Below are 12,585 nucleotides of genomic sequence, written 5' to 3'. Positions count from 1 at the left end.
CGCATATCGCAGAACTATCGTCCTGCTTTTATGCTCATATTAGGGCGGGTCACAAGGTCATTCACCCACTTATGAGCAAGCTCATGTGGGTTTAGACCTTTTGACCCTGGTATCAAAGAAATTTAGAAAGAAGCAGGAAATGATGAAAATTAGAACACCCGAATATTATAAAGATTTTAAATGTATTGCAGGGGCATGTACGGATACGTGCTGTGCGGGCTGGGACGTGGATGTAGATGAAAAGTCGTATGACTATTACAAAACGGTTGCAGGAAGTTTCGGACAGCGCTTACAGTCGGTTATGGTGCCGGAGGAGGGCGGCGGCTGTACCTTTACGCTGCAAAACGGCAGATGCCCGTTTTTAAATGACAAGAACCTGTGTGATTTATTTATTGCACTGGGCGAAGATAAGCTGTGTGATACGTGCGCCGAATTTCCGCGTTTTATCAACGAATACGGCAGTGAGCGGGAAATCGGACTGGCGCCGTCCTGTAAAACAGCCGGCGAGCTGATGTTTAGCTATCAAAAGCCGCTGACATTTACGGTAGAAGAAACAGATGAAACCGTTTCTTCCTATAATAATATCGATCCGCAGTTATATTTTAAGCTGCGCCAGGCAAGGGTAACGGCGTATAATATCATCCGCAACAGGGCATTTTTAATAGAGGAGCGTTGTATGCTGTATCTGGATTTTGCAAAAAAACTGCAAAAGAAGCTGGATACCGACAGAGTGGATTTAATGGATTATGAAATTCAGGCATACGCACAGGCGGATTATCTGCAAGACCGTTTAAAGGATTTGAAAAAGAAATACGGCGGAAAAAATCATACGTCATATGAAAATATCCCGCATTTTTTTGACCGCTTTGCCGGCATGGAAGTTATCAACCCGGACTGGTACGTCTGTCTTGAAAGAAACAGCAGATATTTTAAAAACTGTTGCGGTGCGGAGGACTATGAACGGGAGCTGTCTGAATTTGCGGCATATTATAAGGAGAAGGAATACGAGTACGAGCAGCTGATGATGTATTATGTATACAGATATTTTTTGAATGCGGTCAATGACAGCGAAATTCTTTTAAAGGCGAAAATCGGTGTCATCGGATATCTCATTTTAAAACATCTGGATATGCAGTGCTGGCTTGAAAACGGGAAGACGTTGACCTTTACACAGCAGGTCGACCTGGCGCATTTGTATTCGCGCCAGTTTGAACATTCTTATACAAATTTTGAAGTGTATAACGGATATTTTAAGACGAAACGCAGATATGCGTGGAGCAGACTTATGGAATATCTGGGTACAGGGTGTCCAGATACTCAATAAATGCGCGGGAGCATTCCGGCAGATAAGTGGAATTGTATGCAAGGACAACATCGGTTGCGATATCGCAGTTTTTAACCGGTTTGCATACAATTCCTTTTTTTTGAACCAGCGTGGCGGCAGACTGCGGGATAATACCGACCCCCATGCCCATTTCCACAAAATAAAGGGTTGTACGGGCATCGTCATTGATACAGAACCAGTTCGCACTCAGGTTCTTGTCCTCAAATTCTTTCCGCAAAAGGTGTTCCCAGCGGCGGTATACGATAAGCGGGAGCTTCGTAAGATCATCAAGCGTAATGGAAGAAGAACGGTCGTCGGCAAAAAATGATTCCTGCCCCACTGCAACCAGTGAATCCGTAAACAGCTTCTTGCAGGTCAGCGAGTCCGTGTGAAACGGCGTGCGCAGGAGTGCAAGGTGGATGGCATTGGTCTCAAACTGGGAAAGCAGGTGGTAGGTGTCCGCTTCATTAATTTCATAATGAATACCGGGATACTGCTTGGAAAAGCCGCACAGCCAGCCAAGCGCGTCCGAACCGATTAAGGAAGAAACAATACCGATACGCAGTACACCGTTAAAATGTCGTGCCGCATTCATGGTTTCCTGCTTTGCAACATTGCTTAACTGCAACAGCGAACGGCTGTAATTATAAAGGGTTTCTCCGGCTTCCGTCAGGTGGATTGTGCGTGAACCCCGCTCAAACAATGTACAGTCCAATTCAGTTTCCAGAAGCTTCATCTGACTGCTTAACGGCGGCTGTGACATAAACAGCTTCTTTGCCGCCCCTGAAATACTTCCTTCTTCAACAATCTTCACAAAATAAGAAAGCTGCTTCAAATCCATATCAAAAATCCTTCCTATATAAAAAACGTATATCACATATACATTATAAATATTTTCTGTATTGATGTATTTATGATAAAATAACAAACGTATGAAATCAAGTCCTAAATCAGAACTGGTCCTATGATAATACAGGCGGTCTGGTGCGGATAGAAAAGGGGTAAAATATGAAGCGAATTTGGATGTATCTGAGTGCATACAAAAAAGAATGTGTCTTCGCGCCGTTGTTTAAAATGCTCGAAGCACTGTTTGAATTGTTTGTACCGCTTGTCGTATCGGCAATCATTGATACGGGTATCGGCAATGCGGATAAAGGCTACATTGTAAAAATGAGCCTGCTTTTAGTGACACTGGCAGTTATCGGGCTGACCTGTGCCATTACAGCACAGTATTTTGCGGCGAAAGCGGCAGTCGGCTGTGCGACCGGTATGCGCCATCATTTATTTAAGCATATCCAGAGCCTTTCCTTTACGGAAATGGACACCATCGGTACGTCAACACTGATTACACGTATGACAAGTGACATTAACCAGGTGCAAAACGGTGTCAATCTGGTACTGCGCCTGTTTTTGCGTTCCCCGTTTATTGTATTCGGTGCAATGATTATGGCATTTACGATTGACGTCAAAGCGGCGCTTGTTTTTGCGGTAGCGATTCCGGTACTGGCAGTCATCGTTTTTGGCATTATGCTCTCCACAAGACCGCTTTACAAAAAAGTACAGGCGGGACTGGATAAGATTCTTGGCATTACAAGGGAAAACCTGACCGGTGTGCGTGTTGTACGTGCATTTAACAAGCAGGAAAATGAAATCAGAGAATTTAAACAGGCCAATGAACAGCTTAATCATTTACAGAAATTTGTCGGTAAGATTTCCGGACTGATGAATCCGCTGACCTATGTGGTTGTCAACATTTCCATTATCGCACTGATCTGGATTGGTGCGGTGCGTGTCAATGCAGGAACACTGACACAGGGACAGGTTGTGGCACTCTATAACTATATGTCACAGATTCTCGTTGAATTAATCAAGCTGGCAAACCTGATTATCAACATTACCAAGGCACTCGCCTGTGCGGGCAGAATTGAAAATGTATTTAGTATTAAGTCCAGTATGCAAAACGGCAGTACCACGGAAAGCACAGATACACAGGCTGCGGCAGTGGAATTTAAAAATGTATCCTTACGCTACAGCGGTGCGGGCGATGAATCGCTCACAGACATCAGCTTTACGGTAAAGAAAGGACAGACCATCGGTGTCATCGGCGGTACGGGCTCCGGAAAATCGTCCCTTGTCAATCTGATTCCGCGTTTTTATGACGTGACAAAGGGTGAGATTTATATTGACGGTGTCAACGTCAAAGACTATCGGATTGAAGCCTTACGAGAGAAAGTTGGCATTGTTTTGCAGAAAGCACAGCTTTTTAAAGGAACAATCCGTGACAATATCCGCTGGGGGAAAAAGGATGCGACCGATACGGAAATTATGGAAGCATTAGACATTGCACAGGCACGGGAATTTGTCGAGAAAAAAGACGGTAAACTTGATTCCTTTGTCGACCAGGGCGGTAAAAATTTATCAGGCGGACAGCGCCAGCGTTTAACGATTGCCCGTGCAGTCGTAAGAAAACCGGATATTTTGATTTTAGACGACAGTGCATCGGCACTCGATTATGCAACCGATGCGGCACTGCGCAAATCAATCCGTGAAATGAAAGATGCACCGACACTGTTTATCGTATCCCAGCGTGCGGCATCGCTTATGCACGCTGACCGGATTATCGTGCTGGATGACGGAAATGTGGCAGGTATCGGAACACATGAAGAACTGCTTGAAAACTGCGAAGTATATCAGGAAATTTATTATTCACAGTTCCGGAAAGAAAAGGAGGCGTAAGTTATGGCAAAGGCAAATACAGGTACAACCGTAAAAAAAGTGCTGCTGCGCATTAAACGCTACTGGTTCTTTTTGATTCTGTCAATTTTAATGGCAGCAGTGACCGTGGCATCATCTTTATATGTGCCGATTTTAATCGGAAATGCGATTGATTACATTATCGGACCGCAGAATGTAGAATTTAAGGCAATTACGGCGATACTTTCCGAAGTCGGAATCGTTATTGCAATTACGGCACTGTCCCAGTGGATTATGAATATCTGCAACAACAAAATTACGTATCATGTGACAAGGGATATCCGTGACGAAGCGATTGAAAAGATTGAAGTGCTGCCGTTAAAATATATTGACGGACACTCCTACGGTGAAGTCGTTAGCCGTGTTATCGCCGATGTAGACCAGTTTGCGGACGGTCTGCTCATGGGCTTTACCCAGTTTTTTTCCGGGGTGCTGACGATTCTTGGAACACTCGGATTTATGTTATCTATTAATGTAAAAATTACACTTGTAGTTATTGTAATTACTCCGCTGTCCCTGTTTGTGGCAAGCTTTATTGCAAAGCATACGTATCAGATGTTTAAATTACAGTCTGAAACGCGTGGCGAGCAGACGGCGTTGATTGATGAAATGATTGGCGGACAGAAGGTTGTACAAGCATACTGCTATGAAGATGAGGCGCTTGAAAGATTTGATGAAATTAATGACCGTCTGCAGAAATGTTCACTCAAAGCCATTTTTTATTCATCGATTACCAATCCGTCTACCCGTTTTATCAACAGCCTTGTATATGCGGGGGTTGCGGTAAGCGGCGCAATTTCAGCCATTTACGGCAGATTGACGGTCGGACAGTTATCCTGCTTTTTAAGTTATGCAAACCAATACACGAAGCCGTTTAATGAAATTTCCGGAGTTGTGACAGAATTACAGAATGCGATTGCGTGTGCGGCACGTATCTTTGAATTAATCGAAGAAGAGCCGGAAATCCCGGACAGCAAAGATGCCGCAGTGCTTGAAAATGTAGATGGAACGGTTGATTTAGAACACGTAGCATTTTCTTATGTGCCGGATAAGAAGCTCATTGAAGATTTTAACCTGCATGTAAAGCAAGGACAGCGTATTGCAATTGTCGGTCCGACCGGCTGCGGAAAGACGACACTGATTAACCTGCTCATGCGTTTTTACGATGTGAATGACGGTAAAATTTCCGTATCGGGCATTGATATCCGTGAAATGACCCGACACAGCCTGCGTGCGGGATATGGCATGGTATTGCAGGATACATGGTTAAAGACCGGAACCATCCGTGAAAATATTGTCATGGGCAAACCGGATGCGACCGATGAAGAGGTGATTGCGGCAGCAAAAGCCGTTCATGCACACAGCTTTATCAAGCGACTGCCAAAGGGATATGATACCTTTATCACAGAAGATGGCGGTGGATTATCACAGGGACAAAAACAGCTTCTTTGTATTACAAGAGTGATGCTGTGCCACCCGCCGATGCTCATTTTAGATGAAGCGACTTCGTCCATAGATACAAGAACAGAAATTAAGATCCAGAACGCATTTGCAAAGCTGATGGAAGGCAGGACGAGCTTTATCGTTGCGCACCGCCTGTCTACGATACAAAATGCCGATGTCATTTTAGTCATGAAGGATGGCAAAATTATTGAGCAGGGCAATCATGAAGAACTGCTTGCAAAGCAGGGATTTTATGCAAATCTGTATCAGAGTCAGTTCGCAAAGTAAAAAATTATAAAAAAACAGTAGAAATATATTTATTTCCGTTGTATAATACGAATAATAATGTAAAGAAATCATACCGGTAGCCGTTTTATGCTGCCGGATATTTCTTTTTACTGTAAATTTTGGGATTGCCGGATACGGCAGAATGGAGGAACTAATGCCCGTAAAATACGTTTTTGTAACAGGTGGAGTCGTTTCAGGACTTGGAAAGGGAATTACAGCAGCATCACTCGGACGCCTGCTGAAAGCACGCGGCTTTTCTGTAACAATGCAGAAATTTGACCCATATATCAACATTGATCCGGGAACAATGAACCCGATTCAGCATGGAGAAGTTTTTGTAACCGATGACGGTGCGGAAACGGATTTGGACCTTGGACATTATGAAAGATTTATTGATGAAAGCTTAAATAAAAATTCCAATGTAACAACCGGTAAGGTTTACTGGTCTGTTTTACAGAAGGAGCGCCGCGGTGATTTCGGCGGAGGAACCGTACAGGTTATTCCGCACATTACGAATGAAATCAAGAGCCGCTTTTTCAGGGATTTCTCAACAAAGGATACAAAGATTGCCATTATCGAAGTCGGCGGTACAGTCGGTGATATCGAAAGCCAGCCGTTTTTAGAAGCAATCCGTCAGTTCCAGCACGAAGTCGGCAGGGAGAATGCGATTTTAATCCATGTTACCCTGATTCCGTATCTGAAGGCTTCCGGAGAAATGAAGACAAAGCCGACACAGGCGAGTGTTAAAGAATTACAGGGAATGGGTATCCAGCCGGATATTTTAGTATGCCGTACCGAACATCCGTTAGAGCCGGGTATCAAAGATAAGATTGCGCTGTTTTGTAATGTACCGAAGTCACATGTATTACAGAACCTCGATGTGGAAATCTTATACGATGCGCCGCTTGCAATGGAAGAAGAACATTTAGCACAGGTAGCCTGCGAATGTTTACAGCTTGAATGCCCTGAACCGGATTTAGACGAGTGGAGAGCAATGTGCAAGGCTTGGAAGAACCCACAGAAGAAAGTTACGGTAGCACTTGTCGGTAAATATATCCAGCTTCATGATGCCTACATCAGTGTTGTTGAAGCATTAAAGCACGGCGGTGTATACAACTCAGCCGATGTAACAATCAAGTGGGTGGATTCAGAACTGGTTACGGAAGAAAATGCAGCCGAACTGCTTTCAGATGTATCCGGTATCCTTGTTCCGGGTGGATTCGGTGACCGTGGTATCGAAGGAAAGATTCAGGCAATCCGCTATGCAAGAGAAAATAAGGTGCCGTTCTTAGGACTCTGCCTTGGTATGCAGTTATCCATCGTGGAATTTGCAAGAGATGTTATTGGCTATTCCGATGCACACAGCGTTGAGTTAAAGCCGGATACAACACACCCGGTTATCCACTTAATGCCGGATCAGGAAGGGGTAGACGACATCGGCGGTACATTAAGACTGGGTTCTTATCCATGTGTACTCGATAAGACAAGCAAGGCGTATGAAGTATACGGTGAAGAAACGATTCATGAAAGACATCGTCATCGTTATGAAGTCAATAACGATTACAGAAATGTATTAGTAGAAAACGGTATGAAGCTTTCCGGTATTTCACCGGACGGAAGAATTGTGGAAATGGTAGAAGTAGAAGACCACCCATGGTTCTTAGCAACACAGGCTCATCCGGAATTAAAGTCCAGACCAAACAGACCACATCCGCTCTTTAGAGGATTCATCGGCGCGGCACTGGAATATCAGGAAAAACACAACTAGGTAAATGATAAATGCTCCTGCCTCAACGTTAGCACTTAACTTCGGCAGGAGCATTTATCATTTATGGGGTGGGTGGCAGTCGGGACTTTATTGGTGTTGGTTTATTTGTAGTGAATGAGCATTGGGGGGAGGATTGATTAGGCGGCGGTCACTACGGTGACGGCATTTGACCTGCCGTTGTCACGTCTGTTCCGGGGGCACCATGACCCTGCAGGAGCGTGTGAAAGGCGTGTGAAAGGACAGACCGAAGTCAAGTGACAACGTTGAGGGATGTTCTTTCACACGCTCCCCATTTAAAACTCAAAATCTGCATAGTCTTCCGGCAGAAACCGGTGATAGATGATATGACAGCCTTCATCTTTAAAGCAGTAGTAATACGGGTCGTCTGCGTTTCCGGTAAAACGCACCAGCCAGTCAAATTCGCCGTGATTCATTTCTTCAAAAATAACATTTTCAGAAGTATCCTTAAATAAGGAAAAAATATCGTCCATGGTACAGCCGTGGTGCTGTAAAAGTTCTACCAGACTGCGGATAAATTCGTTGGCATCGGTATGCTCATGCACATAGACGCTGCCGTCTTCCGGAATATGAAAGCAGAAGCGGTCTTTTTTAGCCGTAACCGTGACATTTCCCAGCTTTTTCGTAAGAGAAGCCGGAAATCCAGAAAGCCTTGCAAGCATTTCGGCTTCAGAATCCTCTGCTTCAAAAAAATGATTCAGGGAACTGAGTGGATAGTACAGGCGGATGGCTTCTTTGCGAAAACCCAGTTTTGCCTGTTCTTCTTTAATAATATCAATCAGATTTTTTTCAAGTCTGTCAAAATACATACATATCCTCCATATTTGTATTCACGTAAATCATACTACAATTATAGGAATTGCACAAGCGCATTACAAACAGAATAAAATTAAGAAATATATCAGAAAGCAGAATCCGACAGCACCGCGGCAATCCGCAGTCCGTTGTATTCGGCTTCTTTTATTTGAAAATGCGCGGCAGTTTCAGAATCTGCAAAGCACAGACCATCGCTGTCCGTATCCGGGATATAGGACGCTGCGTAAATTTCTGCGGCAATCCCGTTTCCAGTGGCTTTGGCATAGGCTTCCTTTAAAGTCCAGAGACGGAAAAAACGTTCCGCCTGTACAGATACATTTTCTGTATCATAAATCCAGTGATATTCCGTTTCTGAAAAAAATCTTTTTGCAACGGACGGCTTAAACGGGCGGTTTCCCTCAATGTCGATACCGCAGGGCGTACCGGCAATGATACACACCGCAAAATTCCCGGAGTGGGAAAGGTTAAAATGCAGATCTGCATGGCCTTTAAAGTAAGGTTTTCCGTTTGCGCCGCAGGCGGTTTCATAGTCGTATTCCTGCATATAGGCGCTGGCAGCATCTGAAACAGTGACCGGAAATGGAAGTTTTTTGGCAAGCGGTGTATTGTCTGCCAAAGAGCCTGTAACAGAGCTGGATATAAATGCGCGTGTTGTGTAATTGAGCAGAAGTCCGGCGGCAAGAGAGCGGCATTTTGCAGCATCATTTTTTAAATTACAGATTTTTTGCTGCCGGTATCCGGGTACAAGTTTAAAAGCCTTGTCATACAGTGCCTTGTCGCCTGAAAGGCTGTCCGACAGCGGTGTTATATCCATAATTGAAATTAAAAATTGTGTCATTTTATCTGTTCCCATTTCTCAATCAAAGCCTGCGGTTATGATGTCTGCGGATTATTTTATGCGGTACACTTATGCAATACAGACATCTTGTTACGGGTTTAATCATAACAGACCACAGCAAAAACGCCAACAAGAATCTAAAAAGATTATGAATACTTCATACAAATGCTAACAATAATAGTAAGGAATTTTACTGATTTTTTATTGATTTATCGTGATATTGTATTTATAATAAGAAATAAATGGGTACAGTGTACTGCCCTTTACAAAATAATGACGGTCCGGCGGAGGAATTTATGGATAATAACAACAGAAATAACCCCAATAACGGCAACAAAAATGACAAAAAGCCGAAAAATATGAATACTATCATTATTATACTGATTGCAGGCGTAATTACATTTATTGCGATTACGATGTTAAACAGCATGATAAAAGATGCAACGTATAAAGAAATTACGTATTCTGAATTTTTGCAGATGATAGATGAGGATAAGGTTTCAGAAGTCAAGTTCGACTCGGACAGAATCTTAATCCAGCCATCGGATTCACAAAAAGACAGTAACGGATTTTCCTATACGTATTATACCGGTTATATTAAAGATAAGGATATTACAGATAAATTAGACGATAAAGGTGTGACGTATTCAGGATATATTCCGGATCAGAGTTCGTCTATTATTGATTTTCTGCTGGTTTATGTACTGCCGATTCTGTTTATCTATCTGATGTTTACATTTGTATACAGAAGACTGTCTAAAGGCGGCGGTATGATGGGCGGCATGGGTGTCGGCAAGAATACAGCCAAGGTCTATGTACAGAAGCAGACCGGCGTGACATTTAAAGATGTAGCGGGACAGGATGAAGCCAAGGAGTCTCTGACAGAAATCGTCGATTTCCTGCACAATCCGGATAAATACGCAAGTATCGGTGCAAAACTGCCGAAGGGCGCACTGCTTGTAGGACCTCCGGGAACCGGTAAAACCCTGCTTGCAAAGGCGGTAGCCGGTGAAGCCAATGTACCGTTTTTCTCGCTGGCAGGTTCTGATTTTGTAGAAATGTTTGTCGGCGTCGGTGCATCACGTGTGCGTGACTTATTTAAGGAAGCACAGAAGCAGGCACCGTGTATCATTTTCATCGATGAAATTGATGCCATCGGTAAAAGCAGAGATTCCCGCTATGGCGGCGGCAATGATGAGCGTGAGCAGACATTAAACCAGCTGCTTGCAGAAATGGACGGTTTTGATTCTTCTAAGGGCTTATTTATCCTTGCCGCAACGAACAGGCCGGAAGTGCTTGATAAAGCGCTGTTAAGGCCGGGACGTTTTGACAGAAGAATTATTGTCGATAAGCCGGATTTAAAGGGCAGAATTGATACCTTAAAGGTTCACTCCAAAGATGTATTAATGGATGATACCGTTGATTTAGAAGCAATCGGACTTGCAACGAGCGGTGCGGTTGGTTCAGATCTTGCCAATATGATTAACGAAGCGGCGATTGCGGCAGTCAAGGACGGCAGAAAAGTGGTATCCCAGAAGGATTTATTTGAAGCCGTGGAAGTGGTTATTGCCGGTAAGGAAAAGAAAGATCGCATTTTAAGCAAGGAAGAAAAACGCACGGTTGCATATCATGAAGTCGGTCATGCGCTGATTACGGCATTAAAGAAAAATGCCGAGCCGGTGCAGAAGATTACAATTGTACCGCGTACAATGGGTTCTCTCGGCTACGTTATGCAGGTGCCTGAAGAAGAAAAGTACCTGATGACAAAGGACGAACTGATGACAAGACTGGTAACACTGCTTGGCGGACGTGCCGCAGAAGAAGTTGTTTTTGATACGGTAACAACCGGTGCGTCAAACGATATCGAAAAGGCAACACAGATTGCCAGAGCCATGATTACCCAGTACGGTATGTCGGAAAAATTCGGGCTGATGAGTCTGGAAACCGTTGAAAGCAAATATTTGGACGGTAGTGCAAGACTGAACTGTTCCGATGAGACAGCGGCAATGATTGATGATGAAGTTAAAGAACTGTTAAAAGAGTGCTTTGCGGAAGCGAAGAAGCTGTTATCCGAAAACCGCGATGTATTAGACGAGATTGCAAAATATCTGTATGAGAAAGAAACAATTACCGGAAAGCAGTTTATGGAAATTTACCGTAAGGTCAAAGGAATTCCTGAACCGGTAGATACAAGCCATATGACGATTTCAGAAAAGGTTGCAGAAAGCGTATCCTTTAATGAAGACGGAAGCTATTCCTCAACGGTCAATCAGGCACCGCCTGCACCGTGGGAACACCCGCAGCAGACAGAAGCACAACAGCCATCACCAGAGCAGACGGATAAAGATGTTCCGGCACAGAATACAGAAAAAGAGGAAGACCGGAACACAGAGCAATAAATCATAAAAGTTTCAGATATGAAATCCCCATTAGCAGTAAATAAGCTGCTGATGGGGATTTTTTAACAGTACGCTTGACAGCGCACGTTTTGAAATAAAGATTGACAGGGTAAAAGAAATGGGATAATATCAATTTATATTTAGGGAAGGAAAGAAAAGAATGTCATTAGTAGTGCTTGTACTTTTTGGAATTGTACTTTTTAATATGGTACGTGGATACCAAAGAGGTGTTCTTATGGTGTTTTATTCCATTGCAGCATGGGTTGTCATTTTGATTGCGGCGAATGGTCTTGCACCCAGAGTCAAAGATTTTATGGTAAATCACACAGGAATTTATCATTCGATTGAACAATCCTGTGAAAAAACTATCAATGACCGTTTGAGCCAGTCTGTAGATGAGCAGCTGGATCATACCGGAGAAGATACGGCAGGAGTACTGCAGAATCAGGGGATTTATCTGCCAAAGCAGATGGTTGAGCAGTTGGAGAACAACATGGCACAGGCAGGTAATAAAATTGTGCAGGAGAGCGGCATTGCGCAGTATGCTGCAGAATATATTACGCAGTTTATATTGACAGGTATTTCATACTTTTTGACGGTGCTGGTATTAAGCATTCTGTTGGGAATTGTAAAACGTATGTTTATTGTTGCCAACCATATTCCGATACTGGGTGGTGTCAATAGAATTCTGGGACTTTTACTCGGTCTGGTGCAGGGTGTTATGGCTGTCTGTATTATTTTATATTTTGTATCCTTAATCAGCACAACCGGATTAGGAAGCTGGCTCTATGGTCAAATAGAAGTGAATCCTGTCACGCTTGCCATATATAACAGCAATCCGATTGTGGTTTTTCTATTGTATATTTTTAACAGCTGGATTTAACAGCTGCGTTGAATAAGCCGGAAGGTTCCACTGCCGCCTGTATTTATAGAAAAT

The 12,585-nt window shown here is 43.5% G+C and carries 9 protein-coding genes; 6 read left to right on the top strand and 3 right to left on the bottom strand.

The window, feature by feature from the left end:
• The first annotated feature begins 142 nt into the window (after positions 1-142).
• Positions 143-1,324, top strand: a complete 1,182-nt coding sequence (fliB, locus tag WMO37_RS09360) for a flagellin lysine-N-methylase (protein ID WP_349154864.1) — start codon at positions 143-145, stop codon at positions 1,322-1,324.
• On the opposite strand, the gene WMO37_RS09355 is transcribed toward fliB, so the two are convergent.
• Positions 1,284-2,165 (bottom strand): LysR family transcriptional regulator, encoded by an 882-nt coding sequence (locus WMO37_RS09355; protein WP_349154863.1) that lies wholly within the window; start codon positions 2,163-2,165, stop codon positions 1,284-1,286. The genes fliB and WMO37_RS09355 overlap by 41 nt on opposite strands.
• Positions 2,166-2,332: 167 nt before the next feature.
• Here WMO37_RS09355 and WMO37_RS09350 point away from each other — a divergent pair, with 167 nt between their 5' ends.
• From WMO37_RS09350 to pyrG, 3 genes are all read left to right on the top strand, one after another.
• The gene (locus WMO37_RS09350) at positions 2,333-4,060 is read left to right on the top strand and encodes an ABC transporter ATP-binding protein (RefSeq protein ID WP_022431963.1); all 1,728 of its coding nucleotides are present in this window, start codon (positions 2,333-2,335) and stop codon (positions 4,058-4,060) included.
• Between the two features lie 3 nt (positions 4,061-4,063).
• Positions 4,064-5,809, top strand: coding sequence for an ABC transporter ATP-binding protein (locus tag WMO37_RS09345; RefSeq protein ID WP_227090066.1), 1,746 nt, complete (start codon positions 4,064-4,066; stop codon positions 5,807-5,809).
• Between the two features lie 154 nt (positions 5,810-5,963).
• Positions 5,964-7,577 carry a CTP synthase gene (pyrG, locus tag WMO37_RS09340; protein WP_022431961.1) on the top strand — a complete coding sequence of 538 codons (1,614 nt, stop codon included), beginning with the start codon at positions 5,964-5,966 and terminating at the stop codon, positions 7,575-7,577.
• Positions 7,578-7,870: 293 nt separating this feature from the next.
• Here the strand turns inward: pyrG and WMO37_RS09335 are convergent, their stop codons facing one another.
• Together WMO37_RS09335 and WMO37_RS09330 are read right to left on the bottom strand one after the other, a co-directional pair.
• Positions 7,871-8,404 (bottom strand): DUF3877 family protein, encoded by a 534-nt coding sequence (locus WMO37_RS09335; RefSeq protein ID WP_022431960.1) that lies wholly within the window; start codon positions 8,402-8,404, stop codon positions 7,871-7,873.
• A 92-nt stretch (positions 8,405-8,496) separates the two neighbouring features.
• Entirely contained in the window at positions 8,497-9,249 is a 753-nt protein-coding gene (locus WMO37_RS09330) for a 4'-phosphopantetheinyl transferase family protein (protein WP_349154862.1), read from the bottom strand.
• Positions 9,250-9,545: 296 nt separating this feature from the next.
• Between WMO37_RS09330 and ftsH the strand changes: the two genes are divergently transcribed.
• Complete coding sequence (gene ftsH / locus WMO37_RS09325; RefSeq protein WP_022431958.1) at positions 9,546-11,648, top strand: ATP-dependent zinc metalloprotease FtsH; 2,103 nt, start codon at positions 9,546-9,548, stop codon at positions 11,646-11,648.
• A gap of 160 nt (positions 11,649-11,808) precedes the next feature.
• On the top strand, positions 11,809-12,531 hold the full coding sequence (locus WMO37_RS09320) for a CvpA family protein (protein WP_349154861.1): 723 nt from the start codon (positions 11,809-11,811) through the stop codon (positions 12,529-12,531).
• The last annotated feature ends 54 nt before the right edge of the window (positions 12,532-12,585 follow it).

It is taken from the genome of Lachnospira intestinalis (genome assembly GCF_040095895.1).
Taxonomy (GTDB): domain Bacteria; phylum Bacillota; class Clostridia; order Lachnospirales; family Lachnospiraceae; genus Lachnospira; species Lachnospira intestinalis.
The sequence above is the reverse complement of the archived record's forward strand: the minus strand, read 5'-3'. Positions and strand labels throughout refer to the sequence as shown.